17 protein-coding genes and 1 pseudogene are annotated in these 19,129 nt (G+C 69.1%); 11 read left to right on the forward strand and 7 right to left on the reverse strand.

The window, feature by feature from the left end; genetic code table 11:
• Positions 1 to 2,273, reverse strand: a 2,273-nt coding sequence (locus AC07O8_RS22635) for a beta strand repeat-containing protein (RefSeq protein WP_495050191.1), incomplete at its 3' end; no start/stop codon positions are given.
• A gap of 443 nt (positions 2,274 to 2,716) precedes the next feature.
• A complete protein-coding gene (locus AC07O8_RS22640; protein WP_495050192.1) occupies positions 2,717 to 3,826 on the reverse strand; it encodes a pirin family protein in 1,110 nt (369 codons plus the stop codon).
• A gap of 193 nt (positions 3,827 to 4,019) precedes the next feature.
• On the opposite strand from AC07O8_RS22640, the gene AC07O8_RS22645 reads away from it, so the two are divergent.
• Both AC07O8_RS22645 and AC07O8_RS22650 read left to right on the forward strand, forming a co-directional pair.
• Positions 4,020 to 5,516, forward strand: a complete 1,497-nt coding sequence (locus tag AC07O8_RS22645; RefSeq protein ID WP_495050193.1) for an ATPase domain-containing protein — start codon at positions 4,020 to 4,022, stop codon at positions 5,514 to 5,516.
• Entirely contained in the window at positions 5,517 to 7,175 is a 1,659-nt protein-coding gene (locus AC07O8_RS22650) for an ATP-binding protein (protein ID WP_495050194.1), read from the forward strand.
• A gap of 67 nt (positions 7,176 to 7,242) precedes the next feature.
• Here AC07O8_RS22650 and AC07O8_RS22655 read toward each other — a convergent pair whose 3' ends face one another.
• Entirely contained in the window at positions 7,243 to 7,584 is a 342-nt protein-coding gene (locus AC07O8_RS22655) for a YciI family protein (RefSeq protein WP_495050195.1), read from the reverse strand.
• Between the two features lie 132 nt (positions 7,585 to 7,716).
• On the opposite strand from AC07O8_RS22655, the pseudogene AC07O8_RS22660 reads away from it, so the two are divergent.
• The 5 genes and pseudogenes from AC07O8_RS22660 to AC07O8_RS22680 all read left to right on the forward strand — a co-directional run.
• Positions 7,717 to 8,025: pseudogene (locus AC07O8_RS22660) on the forward strand (antibiotic biosynthesis monooxygenase family protein); the annotation flags it as partial.
• Between the two features lie 18 nt (positions 8,026 to 8,043).
• Positions 8,044 to 8,547, forward strand: a complete 504-nt coding sequence (locus AC07O8_RS22665; protein WP_495050330.1) for a GNAT family N-acetyltransferase — start codon at positions 8,044 to 8,046, stop codon at positions 8,545 to 8,547.
• 4 nt (positions 8,548 to 8,551) lie between these two features.
• Entirely contained in the window at positions 8,552 to 9,205 is a 654-nt protein-coding gene (locus AC07O8_RS22670; RefSeq protein WP_495050196.1) for a helix-turn-helix domain-containing protein, read from the forward strand.
• Between the two features lie 43 nt (positions 9,206 to 9,248).
• Entirely contained in the window at positions 9,249 to 10,451 is a 1,203-nt protein-coding gene (locus AC07O8_RS22675; protein WP_495050197.1) for a hypothetical protein, read from the forward strand.
• Between the two features lie 108 nt (positions 10,452 to 10,559).
• On the forward strand, positions 10,560 to 10,880 hold the full coding sequence (locus AC07O8_RS22680) for a hypothetical protein (protein WP_495050198.1): 321 nt from the start codon (positions 10,560 to 10,562) through the stop codon (positions 10,878 to 10,880).
• Positions 10,881 to 10,962: 82 nt separating this feature from the next.
• On the opposite strand, the gene AC07O8_RS22685 is transcribed toward AC07O8_RS22680, so the two are convergent.
• The gene (locus AC07O8_RS22685; RefSeq protein ID WP_495050199.1) at positions 10,963 to 11,538 is read right to left on the reverse strand and encodes a hypothetical protein; all 576 of its coding nucleotides are present in this window, start codon (positions 11,536 to 11,538) and stop codon (positions 10,963 to 10,965) included.
• A 120-nt stretch (positions 11,539 to 11,658) separates the two neighbouring features.
• Here AC07O8_RS22685 and AC07O8_RS22690 point away from each other — a divergent pair, with 120 nt between their 5' ends.
• On the forward strand, positions 11,659 to 13,077 hold the full coding sequence (locus AC07O8_RS22690) for an APC family permease (protein ID WP_495050200.1): 1,419 nt from the start codon (positions 11,659 to 11,661) through the stop codon (positions 13,075 to 13,077).
• On the opposite strand, the gene AC07O8_RS22695 is transcribed toward AC07O8_RS22690, so the two are convergent.
• A complete protein-coding gene (locus AC07O8_RS22695) occupies positions 13,078 to 13,758 on the reverse strand; it encodes an O-methyltransferase (RefSeq protein ID WP_495050201.1) in 681 nt (226 codons plus the stop codon). It lies immediately after the preceding gene.
• Between the two features lie 180 nt (positions 13,759 to 13,938).
• Between AC07O8_RS22695 and AC07O8_RS22700 the strand changes: the two genes are divergently transcribed.
• Complete coding sequence (locus AC07O8_RS22700) at positions 13,939 to 14,604, forward strand: TetR/AcrR family transcriptional regulator (protein ID WP_495050202.1); 666 nt, start codon at positions 13,939 to 13,941, stop codon at positions 14,602 to 14,604.
• Here the strand turns inward: AC07O8_RS22700 and AC07O8_RS22705 are convergent.
• Both AC07O8_RS22705 and AC07O8_RS22710 read right to left on the reverse strand, forming a co-directional pair.
• Positions 14,582 to 15,814, reverse strand: a complete 1,233-nt coding sequence (locus tag AC07O8_RS22705) for an arabinose transporter (protein WP_495050203.1) — start codon at positions 15,812 to 15,814, stop codon at positions 14,582 to 14,584. The two genes, AC07O8_RS22700 and AC07O8_RS22705, sit on opposite strands and share 23 nt — an antisense overlap.
• A gap of 276 nt (positions 15,815 to 16,090) precedes the next feature.
• Entirely contained in the window at positions 16,091 to 16,897 is an 807-nt protein-coding gene (locus tag AC07O8_RS22710; protein ID WP_495050204.1) for a MetQ/NlpA family ABC transporter substrate-binding protein, read from the reverse strand.
• A gap of 242 nt (positions 16,898 to 17,139) precedes the next feature.
• Here AC07O8_RS22710 and AC07O8_RS22715 point away from each other — a divergent pair, with 242 nt between their 5' ends.
• Positions 17,140 to 17,856 carry a tetratricopeptide repeat protein gene (locus AC07O8_RS22715; RefSeq protein WP_495050205.1) on the forward strand — a complete coding sequence of 239 codons (717 nt, stop codon included), beginning with the start codon at positions 17,140 to 17,142 and terminating at the stop codon, positions 17,854 to 17,856.
• A gap of 137 nt (positions 17,857 to 17,993) precedes the next feature.
• Entirely contained in the window at positions 17,994 to 19,118 is a 1,125-nt protein-coding gene (locus tag AC07O8_RS22720) for an O-linked N-acetylglucosamine transferase, SPINDLY family protein (protein WP_495050206.1), read from the forward strand.
• The last annotated feature ends 11 nt before the right edge of the window (positions 19,119 to 19,129 follow it).

The following is a 19,129-nucleotide window of genomic DNA, read 5'->3' on the forward strand; positions in this document are numbered from 1 at the left end:
GTGCCGCCGCCCGTCAAGCTCGTCAGCGTCGCGCCTGCCGTTGTCGCGGAGATGTCGAACGTGCCGTCGTTCGCGAGTCCGCTGGACGCGGCGATGCTGCCCGTGCCCGTCAGTGCCAAGGTCGCGCCGCTGGCGACCGATGTGGCGCCGGTGAAGGTGTGGACGCCGGACAGCGACTGCGAGCCGCCGGCGACCGCCAGACCGCCGCTGCCGCCGAGCGTGCCCGCATAGCCGCCGCTGGCGTTGACCAGCGTCAGCGTCTGAGCGCCCAGGGCGACCGTGCCGCCGCCCGTCAAGCTCGTCAGCGTCGCGCCTGCCGTTGTCGCGGAGATGTCGAACGTGCCGTCGTTCGCGAGCCCGCTGGATGCGCCGATGCTGCCGGTGCCTGTCAGTGCCAGAGTCGCGCCGCTGGCGACCGACGTGGCGCCGGTGAAGCTGTTGATGCCGGAAAGCGTCTGCGTGCCGCCGGCGACGGTCAGACCGCCGCTGCCGCCGATCGCGCCTGCAAAGCCGCCGCTGGCGTTGGCCAGCGTCAGGGTCTGAGCGCCCAAAGCGACCGTGCCGCTGCCGGCCAGGCTCGTCAGCGTTGCGCCTGCCGTCGTTCCGGAGATGTCGAAGCTGCCGTCGTTGGCGAGTCCGCTGGACGTGCCGATGCTGCCGGTGCCTGTCAGTGCCAGAGTCGCGCCGCTGGCGACCGACGTGGCGCCGGTGAAGCTGTTGATGCCGGAAAGCGTCTGCGTGCCGCCGGCGACGGTCAGACCGCCGCTGCCGCCGATCGCGCCTGCAAAGCCGCCGCTGGCGTTGGCCAGCGTCAGGGTCTGAGCGCCCAAAGCGACCGTGCCGCTGCCGGTCAGGCTCTGCAGCGTCGCGCCAGCCGTCGTCGCGGAGATGTCGAAGCTGCCGTCGTTGGCAAGCCCGCTGGACGCCGCGATGCTGCCCGTGCCTGACAGCGCCAGGGTCGCGCCGCTGGCGACCGAGGTGGCGCCGGTGAAGGTGTTGACGCCGGACAGCGTCTGCGTGCCGCCGGCGACGGTCACTCCGCCGCTGCCGCCGATGACGCCGCCGAAGGTGTCCGCGGCATTGGTCAGGGTCAGGACTTGCCCGCCGAGCGCCACGGTCCCCGTGCCCGCCAGGCTGATCAGCGAGGCGCCGGCGGTGGTCGTGGAGATGTCAAACAGGCCGTTGTTCACCAGCCGGCTCGAGGTCGCGATGCTGCCGGCGCCGGCCAGCGCCAGCGTGGCGCCGCTGCCGATCGTCGTCTGGCCGGTATAGGTATTGACGCCCGTCAGCGTGATCGACCCACCGTTCGCGCCGGTGTTGACGAAGCTCATCGCGCCCGGCGTGCCAGGCGTCTGGTCGGACAGCACGCCACTGAAGGTCGAACTCAATCCGTTCTGGTCGATCGTGCCGCCGGCGCCCTTGATCGCGAGGTTGGTGCTGTAGACGGCGTTGTTGACGTCGGCCCGCAGGGTGCCGCCGTCGAACACCGGATTGACGGCGCCGTTCACCAGATCGGAGCCGGTCACCGTGCCCGACGTGATGTCCGGCGTGGCGGGCGGTGCGTTGGTGCCCGCCAGCGGATCGCCTGTGTAGGTCCCGATGGTGTTGGCCAGGAAGAAGTTCGGCGGGACGGCGAGGTCGTTCCAGTTGTAGTCCGCGAAGCTGACCTTGTAGGTCCCCGTCGTCGCGATGTTGAAGGTCGTGGTGAGCCAGGGCGTGACGCCGTCGCCCGGGTCGAAGCCATAGGCCACATAGGTGTTCGGGGACGGACCGGTGGTGTCCCCCGCACCGCCGGCCCGGGCCAGTGACTCGAGGTACTGCAGCCCGTTGCCCGACACCGAGAAGAGGGCGCCATCGTTATAGCCAGGATCGGTGACGTTGAGTGCCCACGCGAACGAATACGTCCCGGCGTTGAGCGTCATCGTCTGCGTCAGCACCGAGAAGTTGGTGACGCTGCCGGCGAAATTCGGGTTGTGATTGAGCAGCGCGTCGACGGTCCCGTTGCTCAGCCCCAGCGCGGTGTCTGCGGCGGAGGCCCCGTTGATGGTCGCACTGACCGGCGACAGCCGCCACATGCCCTGACCGGTCGGCGGCGTCAAGGTGAACGGCGTGCCCTTGCTGAACGTCGTGAACGCCGTCGTCTGGTAGGTGACGTTGTTGCCGATGCCGGTCCAGCCGGTGGAGAAGTCCAGGGTGGTCTGCGCCTGGGCCGCGCCGGGTGGCGCGCCGATGGCGCCGATGGCGCCGAGTACCGCGAGGTACAGCAGGTTCAAGCGCGGAAGCTGTCGCTGCCGACGCACGGTGCGCTCCGCAACGGCAGTGAAAGACGGCCGCGCGCGGCTCAGACAAAGACTGTCACCCATGAGTCATCCCCTATGTCCAATGGTTTGAGTCGGTCGGCCCGGATCACTTGAGGTGCATCGCCTCATCCGTTGACGCGGATGACGTACTGCGTATGCTTTGTCTTGGAGATCTCTTGGGCCGTGACGGCAAGCAGTCTTGCATGAACCTTTGATTCGGTTCTCCGCAAAAGACAGGTGAACAAGGTGGTATGCGCTGAAATGCCGAAAATCAAATGAACCGGTCATTCGCCATTCGCCATTCGCCATTCGCCATTCGCCATTCGCCAGTCGCCAAGCGCCAGGCGAAGGGCGGGCGGAAACGTGTCCCTCCATCAGGGGGTCAGGCGTTGTTCCGTCGCCTTGACCGGGACGATTCAGTCGCGCGATGCCGGCCGCTCCGTCCGCCCGTTGGCGTGTCGGGCGAAGCGGTCGCTGTCGTCGCCATGCACCGGCGCGGCATCCGGCCAGGGCCAGCCGCCGAATTCCGTGCGGCGGTAGTCCTCGAACGCCTGGCGCAGCTCCTGCTCGGTGTTCATGACGAAGGGACCGTACTGCGCCACGGGCTCCCCGATGGGACGGCCTTGCAGCATCAGCAGCTCGCCGGGTTCGTCGCCGTTGATCAGCACGACCGTGGCGCCCGCGCGCACTTCGATGGAGGACCTGACCGGCACGACCTGACCCTCGATGGTGATCTGGCTGCCGGCGAAGAAGTACAGCTTGCGCCGCGTGCCATCGCCCAGCGCCGCGGGCAGGGTCCATGTCGCGCCCGCTTCCAGGCGCAGCGTCCACATCGCCAGGTCCGAATGCTGGCGCGAACCCCAGGAGTCCGGCGGCGGCGCGAGCGGCTTGGCCGCGCCGGCATGGCCGTTGCCGTGGCCATTTCCGTTGCCGTTGCCGTTGCCGTTGCCGGCGCCCGGCAGCTCCCCGGCGATCACCACCACCTCGGTCGCGCGTCCCGCTTCATCGACGAAGGTGTGCCGCGGGATGTCCTGCGACCAGAACATCGTGAAGTGCGGCTCCACCATCTTGCTGTCCGCCGGCAGGTTGAGCCAGATCTGGAACAGCTCCAGCGGATTGGGCCGATCGGTGTGCAGCAGGGGGAACATCTCCGCGTGGACGATGCCCTTGCCGGCCGTCAGCCACTGCACGTCGCCGCCGCCGAAGCGCGCGCCGGCCCCCAGCGAGTCCGCATGGTCGATGCGGCCCTTGCGGACGATGGTCACGGTCTCGAAACCGCGGTGCGGATGCGCCGGGAAGCCCGGCACCTGCTCCCCGTGGTACATGCTCCAGCCGTCCTGGCGCGAGAAGTCCGAGCCCATCTTCCGGCCCGCCAGCAGCGACGCGTCCGGTCCGTAGCGGCCGTTGCCGCGCGGATAGGCGTCGTCGTGGTGGACGCAGAACAGGAAGGGGTCGAGCGTCTCCCAGGGCATGCCGAGCGGCTGCACGGAGACAATGGGGGAGGCGGGCGAATCGTTAGCGGTCATGGGGAGTTTCCGGCAATGTGGTCGATGAACCATTGTCAACGCCCATTGCACGCGGTCGCAGGCTGGCATCCCCGGCGGCAACCCGGGCGGGAGCGCCGATTGCCACGGCGCGGCATCCCGACCTCTCCAGACCGTCCCCCAGGCGCTTGGCGAGACCGCCCGTTTCCCGTTTCCCGCTCCCAACGCCTTGCTCATGTCCAACACGCGCTGCTCCACTGGCATCTCCGGCCTGGATGACATCCTCCAGGGGGGACTGCCCCAGGGCCACCTTTATCTCTTCGAAGGCGAGCCGGGCACCGGCAAGACCACGCTCGGCATCCACTTCCTGCTGGCCGGCCTGGCCGTCGGGGAATCCGGGCTGTACGTCACGCTGTCCGAGACCGGCAACGAATTGAAGGAGGTCGCCCGCTCGCACGGCTGGGACCTCGACGCGGCCGGCCTCGAGGTCTTCGAGCTGGTCAGCCCGGATCAGCTGGGTCCGGAGGCGGAGCAGACCATCATCCATCCCGCCGAGCTGGAGCTGAACCAGACGGTCCAGGGCGTGATGGCGCGCATCGAGGCGAACCGTCCGAAGCGCGTCGTCTTCGACAGCCTGTCGGAGATGCGCCTGCTCGCGCAGGACCCGCTGCGCTACCGGCGCCAGGTGCTGGCGCTCAAGCACTTCTTCGCCCGGCACGACTGCACGGTGCTGATGCTGGACGACCTCAGCGCCTCCACCGGCGACATGCAGCTGCGCAGCATCGCCCACGGGGTCGTGTGGCTGCAGCAGGTCGTGGGCGAATACGGCGCGGACAAGCGCTTCCTGCGCGTGGCCAAGATGCGGGGCATCGGCTTCCGCAGCGGGGAGCACGACTTCACGCTCAAGACCGGCGGCCTGGAGGTGTTCCCGCGCCTGGTCGCGGCCGAGCACCACAAGGTGTTCCGGCCCGAGAACGTCAGCACCGGGAACGCCGCCTTCGACGACGCGCTGGGCGGCGGCCTGGCCCGCGGCAGCAACACCCTGTTCGTCGGACCGTCGGGGGTCGGCAAGACCACCACCGCCATCGCCTGCGTCCACGCGGCGCTGCGGCGCGGCGAGCGGGCCGCCTACTACCTGTTCGACGAAGGCCTGGGGACCTTGCTGCCGCGCGCGAAGACGCTGGGCTACGACCTGCAGGGCTACATCGACGACGAGCAGTTCCTGCTCAACGCGCTGGATCCGGCAGAGGTCACCGCCGGTGAATTCGCCGCGCGCGTGCGGCGGTCGGTCGAGGAGGACGGCGCCCGCACCGTGGTGATCGACAGCCTCAACGCCTATCTGCAAGCGATGCCGGGCGGCAAGTTCCTGATGCTGCAGATGCATGAACTGCTGACCTACCTCAACCAGCGCGGCGTGATGACCATCCTGGTGCTGGGGCAGCACGGCATCCTCGGCCAGGGACGCATCGACATCGACCTCAGCTACCTCAGCGACGCGGTCGTGCTGTTCCGCTACTTCGAGGCGCGCGGCAACCTGCTCAAGGCGGTCTCGGTGGCGAAGAGCCGCACCAGCAAGCACGCCAGCACCATCCACGAATTCCGCCTCGGCGAGCAGGGCGTGGAGATCGGCGTGGCGCTGACCGACTTCGAAGGGGTGGTGTCCGGCATCTCGCGCTACGCCGGGGAGGTCGCCCTCCTGAGCGACAGCGACGATTTGCCGTCGCGCCGCTGAATGACGAGCGCATTCGAATCCCGCGTGATCGTCCTGGCGCCGTTCGGCCGGGATGCGCAAGTGATCGCCGAGGTGGTGTCGGGCCTCGCCCCGGCCCATCCCGTCCATACCCCCGAGCAGCTGCTGACCGCGCTGAGTGACGGCGCCGCCGCGGCGGTGGTGACCGAGGAAGCCCTGTCCATCGCCCCCGGGAGCCCGATGCACCGGTGGCTGGGCGCCCAGCCCCCGTGGTCGGACTTCCCCTTCGTCGTCCTGACCAGCAAGCGCACCGGCCGGCGCGCGCCCGGCGCGGCGACGTCGCTGCACCTCATGGGCAACGTCATCCTGCTGGAGCGGCCGCTGAGCCCCGACACCCTGCACAGCGCGGTGGAGGCGGCGGTGCGCGCCCGCGCGAGGCAGTACGCGAACCGGGCGATGCTCGCCGAGCTGGCGGTCGCGCACGACGCGGTGGAGCGCCTCAACCGGGAGCTCGAGGACCGCATCGATCGGCGCACGCGGGAGCTCTCGACGGCCAACAACCGGCTCATGAACGAGATCGCCGAGCGCGAGCGGGCGCAGGCGGCGCTGCTGCAGGTCCAGAAGATGGAGGCGATGGGGCATCTGACCGGCGGCATCGCCCACGACTTCAACAACCTGCTGCACGTCATCGGCACCAACCTGGACCTGCTGGCGCGTCTGGACTGTCCGTCGCCGGCCGGCCGGATCGTGGAAAGTGCGCGCCGCACGGTGAAGCGCGGCGCGCGATTGACCGAACAGCTGCTGTCCTTCGCCCGCAACCAGTCGCTGGTGCCGCAGGCCACCGACGTGCATGCGTCGATCAACGGCATGCAGGAACTGCTGCTGACCTCGGTCGGATCGCGCGTGCGCATCGACCTGTCGCTGGACCATCCGCGGCCGGTCGTGCGGCTGGATCCCAACCAGCTGGAGATGGCGGTCCTCAACCTGGCCCTCAACGCGCGCGACGCGATGAAGGAAGGGGGCGCCATCCTGATCTCGACGCGGGAGATCGACTGGGAGCGCGAGGGTCAGGTCGTGCCCGGGCTGCGGGTCACGGTGGCCGACAACGGGGCCGGCATCCCACCCTCGATCATCGAGCGCGTCTTCGAGCCCTTCTTCACCACGAAGGCGATGGGCAGCGGCACCGGTCTGGGCCTGGCGCAGGTGTACGGCTTCGCGAAGCAGTCGGGCGGGCAGGTGAGCATCGAGAGCGCGCCCGGGCAGGGGACGCAGGTCCACCTCAGCTTCCCGCTGGCCACGGAGGCGCTGGCGGAGGACGCCGAGGCAGACCGTTCGAGCCTGGTCACGCCGCCGCAGGAGATCCTGGTGGTGGAAGACGACGACGAGGTGCGCCATTCCATCGTGCAGAGCTTGGAGCTGCTGGGGCATCAGGTGACGGCGGTGTCGAACGGCGCGGAGGCCTTGCTGACGCTGGACCGTCGCCAGCCGAGCCTGCTGATCGTCGACTACGTGATGCCGGGCATGAACGGCGGGGAGCTGATCCGCCGCGTGCAGGACGCCTGGCCCACGATCCCGATCATCCTGGCGACCGGGTATGCCGACATGGACAAGGTCGGCCAGGTGCTGGGCGCGCGCTCCATCCTGAAGAAGCCCTTCCGCGTGGATGCGCTGGCGGAGGCGGTGCACCTGGCGGTGGCCTGAACGGCTTTCCTGCCCCCTCTCCCGCAAGCGGGAAAGGGAGTCAGACCGGGGCGACGCCAAGGTCGCGTCAGGACGCCGGGTCGAAGAAGAACACGCGCAGCTCCTGTTGGCAGCGACAGGCCTCGGCGATGCGCGCGGCCCAGTCGACGGCGGCCTCGCGCGTGGGCAGCTCCAGCACCGTGAATCCCCCGTTGAGCGAGGGCGCCCACGGATAACCGCCTTCGGCGACGGTGCCGTCGGCCGAGACGAGCACGGGCGGGACGCTTTCGTCGATGCCGCCGCCGAAGACGTAGACGCCGGCGACCTTGGCCTCCTCGATCACGGCATGCGAGTCGCGGACCACCGCGTCCCAGTCGCCATCGGGGACGACCATCGCGGCGCTGGGGAAGGAGATCAGGTACTTGGCCATGGGGCTCTCTTTCAGGAATGTCGTCGCCGGAACCAGGGCGATCATGCCCAAGAACACAGGTTGGCGGCCTGCGCAATTCGGGATTGATGTTGAAATCATCGTTCCCTTCAACCCGCCCTTCCGAATCTCCCCGTGTTCACTTCCACCTTCACGTTCTACAAGGGCGAGTACGACGCCGACTTCCATGCACTGGACAACGCCATCGCGGAGATGGCCAAGGCCATCCCGGGCTACCTCGGCGAGGAGAGCTGGGAGAACCCCGCGCTGGGGCTCATCACCAACGTGTACTACTGGGAGTCGATGGACGCGTTGCGCCAGTTGATGAGGCATCCGCTGCATCTGCGGGCCAAGCAGCAGCACGAGCGCTGGCTCAAGGGCTACCAGGTGGTCATCAGTGAAGTGGCCAGCATGTACGGCAGCCTGGATATCCATCCGCTGGCGGGACGCCGGATCTCGGCCGTGACCAAGCGCGAGCATGAGTCCGGCAAAAAGCCCGGGAGCGAGCGGCCGGCCCGCGCCGCCGCGGGCGAGCTGCACATCTCCGTCGACAAGTCCGATCTCGACGTCGATCTCATCCACGCGTTCCTCGCGAACGAATCGTCCTGGGCTCGCGGCGTCCCGCGTCAGGTCGTCGAGCGCTCCATCGCGCACTCGCTGTGCTTCGGTGGTTACATCGACGGGCGCCAGGTCGCGTTCGCGCGGGTGATCTCGGACTTCTCGACCTTCGCGAACCTGGTCGATGTCTTCGTCCTCCCGACGCATCGCGGCCGGGGGCACAGCAAGCGCCTGATGGATGCTGTGATGTCTCATCCCGATCTGCACGGACTCCGGCGATTCACGCTCGCCACGGGAGACGCGCACGGGCTCTACGCGCCGTTCGGCTTCACGCCGCCGCTGAAGCCGGCGACGCTGATGGAGCGCTACTTGCCCGGTCTGTACGAGTCGACCTCGGAGAGAGGGTGAACGAGTGACGACAGCGATCTCCGTTCACCACGCCTTCGAGCAGATGGCGCGTCACCGCCACGGCGAGGGCTATGTCGCGCTCGTGCTCACGGGCGGCTACGTGGAGGCGGGTGACCGGGGACGGCTGCGCGTCGAGGCCGGCCAGGCCGTGTTCCATGGCGAGCACGAATCGCATCGGAACGAGTTCTTCGGCATCGGCGCACGGGTGCTGAATCTGCCGGTGTCCGGGCGCGACATCCGCGAGGCGTTCGGGCAGGTCGACGATGCCGATGCGGTCGCCCGGCTCGCCGAGCGCGACCCCGCCGAGGCCGCGCGACTGCTGCACCGGATGTTTCGACCGCTCGCCGTGCGACTGGACGATTGGCCGGACCTGCTGGCCGCGGCGCTCTCCGCCGATCCGGATCTCGGGCTCGCCGAATGGGCCGACACCATGGGCATCGCGCCGCAGTCGCTCAGCCGGGGCTTCCACCGCGCCTATGGCACCAGCCCGAAGCGCTACCGCCTGGAGCAGCGAACGCTGCAGGCGCTGCGCCGTCTGCCGGACTGGCAGGGATCGATGGCGATGCTCGCCGCAGAGACCGGCTTCGCCGACCAGGCCCACCTGACGCGCGCCATCGTGGCGCTGACCGGCCGGACACCGAAGTACTGGCTGGGTTAAGTCCGTTCAAGAAGGGAAGGCACGGCATGCCTAGCATCCAGGCATGCAACGACGACTCTTCCTCAACACGCCGCTGATCGCGTCGATGGCGTCCCTGCTTGCCGTCGAGCCCGTCGGCGCCCAGACCCGGCCCAATCGCACGCGATGGCGGGTGCGGGCGTCCGAAGGCTTCGATGCGATCGCCTTCCTCGGGCCGTTGTCGGGCACGCGGCTCTACCTCGATTTCTATGGCGACGACGCCGACGCCTTCGCGCCGCGCCTGCCCGAGGCGGTAAGCGGCGACGTGGCGCGGTTGTGGAACGAGGCGACCAAGGACGGCTTCGGCCTGCTCGGTCCCAACCTGCAGGTGCTGTTCTCGGCCAACGGCCACGACGCGACGATCGCCACGCTGCTGGCCGCGCTCCGGTCACGGGAGAGCTCCATCCTGCCGAGCTACAAGGCCAGCAGTTATTGGAGCGAAGAGGACTGGGCCTGGTTCGACCGCGCGGCGCCCCGAATCGACGCGATCTTCAGCGCGATGCAGCGCGCCGGGTTCGCGGCCTTCCGCAAGGAGCGGATCGGCGAGGACCTGGACCGTCGCATCGCGGAAGTGGGGCGCGCACTGGCCGGCTTCGACGTGATCTCCTGGCAGGAGAAGCTGACCGGTCGCCGCTTCGAACCGGAGATCCAGATCGTGCTGCTTCAGTTCTCCAAGCCGCACGGCATCAAGGTGCAGGGGCAGACCTTCCTGCAGGCGGCCGACTACGACACCGCGACCACGGTGCGCATTGCCGCGCACGAGATGCTCCATCCGCCGATGCCGATGGACGGCCCGGCCGCGACCGGGGCGCTTGCCGCGTTCGACCGCGATCCGTTGATCGCGAAGATCGTGCGCGAGCACGATCCGCGCTGGGGTTACACGACGCTGAAAGGACTGATGGACGAGGATCTGTGCCAGGCGCTGGACCAGATGATCAGCGAGGCGCTGGGCGTGGCACGCAACCCGGCGGACCGCTGGCGCAGGTCGGACGACGGGGTCCACGTGATCGCCGCGGGTCTGTACGGGCTGCTGCGCCAGGACCGTTGGGCGGAGAAGGGCGGGTCGATCGAACGCTGGCTCGCCGACGCTGCTGCGAAGGGACGACTGGACCCGTCGGTGTTTCATCCTGCAGCGGCGCGGGTGCTAGAGCGGCCCGTCGATGCGCTGTGGCCGGTGGCTCCGGATGCGCCGGATGCGCCGGCGAAGCGGGCGTCGGCTTCCGGCTGATCGCCGCACGGGGCCGTTCAACCGCTCCATCCGCAGCTCGCGACACGGCGGTCCACCAGCGCCGGTCACTCGCATACAACGCCTCCTGGAGCAATTGGAGGATTGAACATGCAGGCAGTTTCTGCGGCGGGCGCGAGCGAAGAACGCGTGACCGCCACCGTCCCTCGGAAGAGGAGTTACTTCATGGCCAGCGCGGCCACGGTCCTGGCCATCGGGATCGCGGCGGCGGCGAGCTGGTTCACGGCGATGAGCTTCGTCGAGGCCTACGGCATCGGCGCTGCGCACTTCGGCCAATCCACCGACCTGGCCAGGCGGACCGGGCCTGGCATGGAGCTCGTCGTGCTCGACGCGGTGGCCGTGCTGTTCGTGGCGGTGCTGGCGCGAGTGGCGTGGCGGGGCTTCCGCTCAGGCGCACGAGCCACGCTGTAAATGCAGCTGCATGCGGTCGAATTCGATCGCCGCTTGCGGTGAGCGTTCCAGCATCTTCACAACCGCCGGATGATCCTCGTCATCACCGCTTGCGCGTCACCGCCCCGAGGATGGCCGTACCCACGTGTCCGGCCAGCTCCTGATAGCGCGCGTCGTAGATGACCGAGCTCGCCATCTGGGGCTCTTCCACCTCGGTGCTCCAGATGGTCGTCTTGCCGTCGACGGCCATCAGCCGCGTCGCGACCTTCAGTCGCAGCGAGCAGGAGCCCAAGCCTGTGCAGGTCTGCTCGGCGCTGGCGGCGCGGACATGCAGACGCCGCCAACTGGCAGGCGCATCGACGGCTTTCGAGGCGACACCGGGCGTTTCGATCACCACGACATGCGCGATGCCCGCCGCGTTCAGCTGCTGCGGGATCCGGGTCGTCGCCGCCGTCTGGAACTTCTCGAGGACCAGATCGCGCGAGGCCTTCATCCGGTCCACCGGCTGGGGCTTGTCCGTCGTCAAGGCGGCGACCTCGTAGACGAGCACGATCCCGTCGACCGGAACCGGGAGGGTGTAGCCGCTCTCGACATGGGTGTTTTTCTGCTCTGTGGCGCAAGCCGTGAGCAGCGTAGCCGCGGAGACCGCGACGAACTTCAGGAATAGGATTCTTCGCATGGGACGACACGCTAACGGCACCGCCTGCGTGCGCTCCTCGGGAGTTACCCCACGCACTCGTGGCTCAGTTCGCTGACCACCGGTAGCATCGCGCGTCCCCCGCCCGAGCCTCCGCCCTTCATGTCATCGTCCGTTCCCGCCGGCAACCCCGCTGACGCCGTTGCCGGCGCGCAGCCACTGCGCATCCTCGACGTCCGCCACGCGATGGCGCTGTGCATCGGCATGGTGGTCGGCGCGGGCATCTTCAAGACCTCGCCGATGGTGGCGCAGTTCCTGGCGACGCCGGAGCAGCTCTACCTCGCCTGGGCGCTCGGCGGCGTGCTGTCCTTCGTCGGCGGGCTGTGCTTCGCGGAGCTGGCCGCCGCCTTCCCCGATGCCGGCGGCGACTACCACTTCCTGCGACGCGCCTTCGGCGCGCGGCTGGGCTTCCTGTTCGCGTGGTCGCGCTTCGCGGTGATCCACACCGGCTCGATGGCCTTGCTCGGTTTCGTGTTCGGGGACTACCTGGCGCAGGTGGTCGACCTCTCGCCGTGGCTCGGCGAGTCCGTCAGCGCATGGCTGGCGGGCGGGCTCATCGTCGCGCTCACCGGACTGAACCTGCTGGGCGTGCGCGTCGGCCTGGGCACACAGCTCGGGCTGACGACGCTGGTCATCGGCGGGCTGTTGCTGCTCGGCATGAGCGCGGGCGTGCAGCAATGGCAAGGACTGGCACCGGTCGCACCCGCCGCGTCCGGCGCCGGGTCCGACGCCGGATCTGGCGCACTCGGCGCGGTGAACGGCGCCACGGTCTCCTGGGGCACGGCGATGGTGTTCGTCTTCCTCGCCTACGGGGGCTGGAGCGACGCCGCCACGCTCTCCGCCGAGATGAAGGACCCGCGCCGCGGCATCGTGCACGCGCTGCTGCTGGGCCTGGGCACGGTGACGGCGCTGTACCTGCTCGCCAACTGGGCCTACGTGCGCGTGCTCGGCATGGGCGGACTGGCCGCGAGCGCGGCGCCGGCGGCCGAATCGATGCGTGTGGTCTTCGGCCGCGGCGCGGAACTGGCGATGGTCGGCGTGGTGACGCTGACGGCCTTGTCGGTGATGAACGCGATCCTGATCGCCGGGCCGCGAACGACCTACGCGGCGGCGCGCGATCTGGCGGCGGAACTGCAGCTCGCGCGCTGGGACGCCGACCGCGGCACGCCCACGGCCGCGGTGATCGCGACCAGCGGCATGGCCCTGGCGCTGGTCGCGTTCGGCGCGGCGACGCGGGGCGGCTTCTCGACCATGGTCGACTACCTGTCGCCGGTGTACTGGTTCTTCATGACGCTCAGCGGCCTGGCGGTGCTGGTGCTGCGCCGCAAGGCGCCGGACCACCCGCGGCCCTTCCGCGTGCCGCTGTACCCGGTGCTGCCGCTGGTGTTCGTCGGCTGCAGCACGTACGTGCTGTGGGCCAGCGTGGCCTACGTCAGCTCGGGGGCCGTGGTCGGCGTCGCCGTGCTCGCCGCCGGTGCGCTGCTGCTGGCGAGCTACGGCCGCCTTCGACGGCGGCCTTGATCAGCCCAGCCGGAGCGACACCTCGACGTCCTCGCCGAACGGCAGCGACAGGTAGCCGCCGTCGGCAGCGCGGATGCGCTTCAGGTAGTCGGGGCTGTAGTCGACGTTGTCGGCGATGACGATCGCCCCGGGCCGCAGGTGCGGCTCGACCAGGTCGAGCACGTCGTCGTACAGGGCCTTCGCGCCGTCGAGCAGCAGCAGGTCGATCGACGCCGGCAGCCCGTCGCGCAGCGTCTGCAGCGCGTCACCCGCGCGGAAGTCCACCAGGTCGCCCAGGCCGGCCTCGGCCACGTGCGCGCGTGCCTGGGTCACCTTGGACGGCTCGAACTCCGTGGTGATCAGCAGCCCGCCGCCGTTGTCGCGCAGCGCCGCGGCGAGATGCAGCGTCGACAGTCCGAAGGACGTGCCGAACTCGACGACGTGCCGCGCCTTGGCATGCCGGGCCAGCAGATAGAGGAGCCGGCCGGTCTGCGGCGACACCGGCAGCCAGAGGTCCTTCAGCTGGCCGTAGAAGGCCAGGTACTCCGTCTTGCTGCGCATGAGGCGCTCGCGTTCGGCGCGCGGGATGGCGGCCGCCGCGGGGCTGGTCGCCGCTTCGGCCTGCGCGAACAGGCGGGTCAGGAGCGGCGCCAGGGGCGCCGTGGTCAATGTCGTCGTGGTCGAGGTGCTCAGTGAGGTCATGATGAGGTGAGGTGAGGTGAGGTGAGGTGAGGTGAGGTGAGGTGAGGTGAGGTGAGGTGAGGTGAGGTGGAGGGCGGCTCCGCGCCCCGGTGTCGAATACGATCAATCCGTCGTGTTTTTAGAATACGATTGATCCGTCACATTCGCTATTCGCATTCCAGCCGCCACCGCCGCCTCGCCATGTCCACCCGCAAACCGCCCCAGATCTCCTCCCGGAAGCTGCCTCAGCAGGCCCGTTCGACCGACCTCGTGGCCGCCATCCTTCAGGCGGCCATTCAGGTTCTGGAGACGGAAGGCGCCGCGCGCTTCACGACCGCGCGGGTCGCGGAACGGGCCGGTGTCAGCGTGGGATCCGTCTACCAGTACTTCCCGAACAAGGCGGCGATCCTGTTCCGGCTTCAGACCGACGAGTGGCAGGCGACCACGGCGACCCTCCGACGGATCCTGGAGGACCGGAAGCGGCCGCCGCTGGAGCGGCTGCGGGTGCTGGTCCTGGCCTTCCTCAAGTCCGAGTGCGAAGAGGCGGGGATGCGCGTGGCGCTCAATGACGCGGCGCCGCTGTACCGCGATGCGCCGGAGTCGCAGGCGGCCCGGTCGGAAGTGACGCTGACGATGCAGGCCTTCATGGAGGAGGCCGTGCCCGACGCGGAGGTCGCGGCGCGCGCATTGGCGGGCGACCTGATCCTCACGACCTTGAGCGCGGTGGGGCACGACTTCTCGGCCAGTCCGAGGACGGCGGCCGAGATCAAGGCCTATGCGGGGGCCCTGGCGGACATGCTCTGCGCCTACATCGGCAGCCTGAAGGCGGCGCCGAAGGTGAAGCTCAGCCGCCGCCGGCCGGCATGAGGGCGTCGCGGGGTCTGGCCACCAGCAGGGCCAGCGCCACCAGCGCGGACGCTGCGACGGTCACCGCGGCGGCCAGGTAGACCGCGTCGACCGAATAGGCCCGCGCGAGCGCACCCGCCGCCGGACTGAGCAGGCCCAGCGAGACGTCGAGGAAGGCGACGTACGCGCCCATGGCCAGGCTGCGTGCCTGCGGCGGAGCGCGACGCACGGCTTCCACGCCGAATCCGGGGAAGGCGAGCGAATAGCCGAATGCCGTCAGGGCCGCGCCCGCGTAGGCGACGGAGGGACTGTCCGCCTGCCAGATCACCAGCAGGCCGACGGCCTCGAGGAGCACGCAGACGAGCGCCACCTTGGCACCGCCGATCTTGTCGGGCAGGTGGCTGAAGAGGACGCGCGCGCCGATGAAGGCGACGCCGAAAGCCGTGAAGGCGAGCGACGCGTCGCCCCATTGTTTGGAGACGAAGAGCAGGGCGATGAAGGCCGTGATCGCGCCGAAACCGGCGCTGCACAGGGCCAGGCCCAGCCCGGGGCCGCTGACGGCGGCGAGCACGGCGTAGAACGGCGTCCTGCGGCTGGCCGCGGGCGGCACGACGGGCGCGCGGGTGACGACGAGCAGGCCCAGGAACGGGATCACCACCACGGCGGCGCAGAGGCCGGCGAAGCCGCGGCTGGCGTTCAGGGCGACGCCCAGCGGGGCGCCGACCGCATAGGCGCCGTAGATGGCCGTGCCGATCCAAGCCATCACCTTGCCGGCGTTCCGCGGCCCGACGAGGCCGATGCCCCAGCCCATCGCGCCGGTGACCAGGAGGCTCTCGCCGACCGCGAGCACGAGGCGTCCCGCGACCAGCACCCAGACCGCGAGCGAGGGTCGTGTCGGGAAGATCAGCGAGACCAGGTAGACGACGCCCGACGCGGCCGCAAGTGCCAGGCCGAGCCGGACGGCGCGATCGGTGCCGCGGAGATCGGCGAAGTTGCCGGCCCAGGCGCGGGACAGCAGCGCCGCCGCGAACTGCGAGCCGATGACAAGGCCGACCACCAGCTCGTCCATGCCCAGCGTGTGGTGCACGTGCAGGGGGAGGACGGGCAACTGGAGGCCGATGGTGAGGAAGCCGATGAAGACGGTCAGTGTCAGCGGCAGCAGCCGCAGGAAGATGTCGGCGCCCGACGGCCCGGAGGCGTCGCCGCGCGATGCGTCGATGGAGCGATTCATGGTCGTATGTGAAGAGGGGAATCGGGCGTCGCCGCCTGGAGCGGATGCTCAGACGACGACTTAATGCGATGGATTGATCGCATTGAAGAATACGACTGATCCGTCGTATTCCCTATTCGCATTCACGAACGGCGGAGCGCTGGCGCGCGCATGCGCCGCGATCCGGTCGATCTCCCTCCTGGCCGATGGTCCCGCGCGGGCGGCGGGGGATCGTCAGGCGCTGGATCGGCGGCGGGACGCGTGCCCGCTGTTCAGGTTTCCGGCTGGGTCCGGTGTTCAGAACGCCGCGACCAGCGAATCGGCGAAGCGCTCGGCCACGAACTGCCGGACCTCGGGCGACTGGAAGGCGCGGACCAGCTTCGGCACCCAGGGGCGGTCCTTGTCCTGTGTCCTCACGACGATGAGATTGGCGTAGGGGCTCTTGGCGTCCTCGATCGCGATCGCATCGCGTTTGGGGACGAGGCCTGCCTGCACCGCAAAGTTCGTGTTGATCGCGCTGGCGTCGACGTCGTCCAGCGTGCGCGGCAGTTGGGCCGCGTCGACCTGGATGATCTGCAGCTTGCGCGGGTTCTCGGCGATGTCGAGCGTCGTGGCCGAGATGCCCGCGCCAGGCTTGAGCTTCAGGACGCCGGCCTTGTGCAGCAGCTGCAGCGCGCGGCCGCTGTTGGTCGGGTCGTTCGGGATGGCGACACGGGCGCCGGTCGCGAGTTGATCGAGCCGCCGGATGCGCTTCGAGTAGAAGCCCAGCGGCGCGGTGACGGTGACGCCGACGGCGCTGAGCTGGTAGCCGCGTGCCTGGATCTGCGACTGCAGGAAAGGCAGGTGCTGATAGCTGTTGGCCTGCACGTCCCCGGCGTCGAGCGCCGCGTTGGGCTGCACGTAGTCGGAGAACTCGACGATCTGCAGCGTCAGGCCATCGCGTGCGGCGATTTTCTTCGCGACCTCGGCGATCTGCGCATGCGGGCCGTTGGTCACGGCGATCTTGATGAGGTCCTCCGCGCGGCTCGCGCTGGAGAAGAGGAGGGCGACGACGGCGGTCGCCGCGGCGGTGAGTCCGAGGAGGGTGGAGCGTCGGGTGGCCATGTCGATGGAGGAACGGTCTGGGAACGAGAAAGAGCCCGGGAGGCGGGACTCCCGGGCTTGAAGATGCTCGGTAGAGCACACGGCAAAGGTCGACGTCAGGATCGCCCGGTTGGCGGCGTTCGGCTACGAAGGGATGCGCAGGTGCTTATAGCGTTCGCTTGTTTGGCTGCTGGCCATGGGTGTCCGTGGCGGCTGCAGGGCGGGCCCCTATGATTCCCGCACCAGCTTCGGGGAGTTCCGCGTTGAGCAAGAGGAAGGAACGGCATGTCAGCGGGCGGCAGGCCGCCGACGCGCTGGTCGATCAGGGCCGCTGGGCGGACGCGGCGGCGAGTTACCGCGCCCTGGCCAAGACGGGCAGCCAGGATGACGTGCTCTTCCACAACTGGGGTGTGGCGCTGCGCGAGCTCGGACGGTCCGAAGACGCCATCGCCGCCTTCGAACGGGCCATCGGCCTCAAGCCGAGCTATGCGAAGGCCTTTCACGGCCTGAGTCTGGCCTACCGGGACATCGGCGCCACGGACTCGGCGCTGATGGCCATCGAGCTCGCCATCGCGAACGATCCCGAGCGCGAGACCTTCAGGCTGGAGCTGATCGATCAGACGATCGCCACGGGCGCCCTGGACGCGGCCATTCACCTGGCGGATCGATTCGATCGCAGTGCCCCGGGCTTCGCCATCGCGCAGAACCTCAAGGGATTGGCGCTTTGCAAGGCCGGATCGCTGGACGGCGCGCTGGAAGCCTTCAGCAACGCGATCGAGTCGGACGCGCGCTTTGCCGCGCCACGTCAGAACCGCGCGAACCTGCATCTGCGGGCCAGGCGGTTCTCGAGGGCGGTTGCGGACTTCGACGCGGCGATCAAGCTGGCTCCGCGCACGGCGTGGCTCGCAGGTCTGAGGCTGTACGCCGCGATGCACATCTTCGACTGGCGCGGCCTCGCGCAGCGCCAGCGGCGCTCCTGACGGCCGTCGCAACGGGCGAGCCCACCGCGCAACCGTTGATCGTCCAGCACCTGACGGACGATCCGGCGTTGCAGCAGAGGGCGGCAAGGACCTGGGTAGCACAGACTCTGCCGAAACCTCGGCAGGTCGAACGAACGTTGGGCTTCCCCGCGGGTCGCAAGATCCGCATCGCCTATGTCTCGCGCGACTTCCACAGCCACCCCGTCGCGTACCTGATCGCGGAGGTGCTGGCGCTGCATGACCGGCAAGTCTTCGACGTCGCGATCATCAACTACGGCAACCCCAGCGAGGATCCGATGCAGCAGCGGCTGCGCGCTGGCGTCGATGCGTTCATCGATGTCCAGCATCAGTCCGACGAGCAGATCGTCCGGATCTGCCGCGAGCTGTCGATCGATATCGCCATCGATCTGACGGGCTACACCGACCACGCCCGCAGCGCGATCTTCGCGAGCCGTATCGCGCCGGTGCAGGTGCTCTACCTCGGATATCTCGGGACATCGGGTTCGGCGCTGTACGACTACGTCGTCGCGGACCGGCATCTCGTCGACGAGCGCACGCGCGGCTTCATCGACGAGCGGCTGCTGGTGCTGCCGTCGTACCAGGCCAATGATCGCCAGCGTCCGAGACCGGCGGCCGATGAGCAGCGCGCCGCCGCCGGGCTGCCCCGGGACGCATTCGTGTTCTGCTGCTTCAACAACCCGGCGAAGCTGACGCCGTCGATGTTTGCGGCGTGGGCGCGGATCCTGGAGCGCGTGCCAGGCTCGGTGCTCTGGCTGCTGGCGGAGGAGGACGAGGCCATCCGCAACCTCCGGAGCCACGCCGATGGATTGGGTCTCGATCCGGCTCGCCTCGTCTTCGCGGATCGTTGCGATCGCGAGACCTATCTCGCGCGCCTCGCGTCGGCGGATCTCTTCCTCGACACGCTGCCCTACAACGCTGGCACGACGGCCAGCGATGCCCTGTGGATGGGCCTGCCGGTGTTGACGCAGGCGGGGCGGTCCTTCGCCGGCCGCATGGCGTCCAGCCTGCTCTATGCCGTGGGCATGCCGGACCTGGTGGTCGCCACGCAGGACGAGTACATCGACACCGCGGTGGCGCTTGCGATCGATGGGGGCAGGTACCGGGAACTTCGGAATCGCCTCCAGGAAAATCGCGATTCGGCTGCGCTGTTCGACACACCGGCTTTCACGCGCAGCTTGGAGTTGGCCTACCTCGCTGCGCTGTCAGGAACCCAGGACGGCGACATCGTCGTCGGTGAATAGAAGGTTTTCAG

Source organism: Roseateles sp. GW821-FHT09G09 (assembly GCF_059415965.1).

Bases quoted from the DNA above. Each gene is read 5' to 3' on its own strand.
- AC07O8_RS22640 (WP_495050192.1), bottom strand. From the start codon at position 3,826: ATGACCGCTAACGATTCGCCCGCCTCCCCCATTGTCTCCGTGCAGCCG.
- AC07O8_RS22680 (WP_495050198.1), top strand. From the start codon at position 10,560: ATGCAGGCAGTTTCTGCGGCGGGCGCGAGCGAAGAACGCGTGACCGCC.
- AC07O8_RS22710 (WP_495050204.1), bottom strand. From the start codon at position 16,897: ATGGCCACCCGACGCTCCACCCTCCTCGGACTCACCGCCGCGGCGACC.
- AC07O8_RS22650 (WP_495050194.1), top strand. From the start codon at position 5,517: ATGACGAGCGCATTCGAATCCCGCGTGATCGTCCTGGCGCCGTTCGGC.
- AC07O8_RS22695 (WP_495050201.1), bottom strand. From the start codon at position 13,758: ATGACCTCACTGAGCACCTCGACCACGACGACATTGACCACGGCGCCC.
- AC07O8_RS22685 (WP_495050199.1), bottom strand. From the start codon at position 11,538: ATGCGAAGAATCCTATTCCTGAAGTTCGTCGCGGTCTCCGCGGCTACG.
- AC07O8_RS22690 (WP_495050200.1), top strand. From the start codon at position 11,659: ATGTCATCGTCCGTTCCCGCCGGCAACCCCGCTGACGCCGTTGCCGGC.
- AC07O8_RS22675 (WP_495050197.1), top strand. From the start codon at position 9,249: ATGCAACGACGACTCTTCCTCAACACGCCGCTGATCGCGTCGATGGCG.
- AC07O8_RS22645 (WP_495050193.1), top strand. From the start codon at position 4,020: ATGTCCAACACGCGCTGCTCCACTGGCATCTCCGGCCTGGATGACATC.
- AC07O8_RS22705 (WP_495050203.1), bottom strand. From the start codon at position 15,814: ATGAATCGCTCCATCGACGCATCGCGCGGCGACGCCTCCGGGCCGTCG.
- AC07O8_RS22655 (WP_495050195.1), bottom strand. From the start codon at position 7,584: ATGGCCAAGTACCTGATCTCCTTCCCCAGCGCCGCGATGGTCGTCCCC.
- AC07O8_RS22700 (WP_495050202.1), top strand. From the start codon at position 13,939: ATGTCCACCCGCAAACCGCCCCAGATCTCCTCCCGGAAGCTGCCTCAG.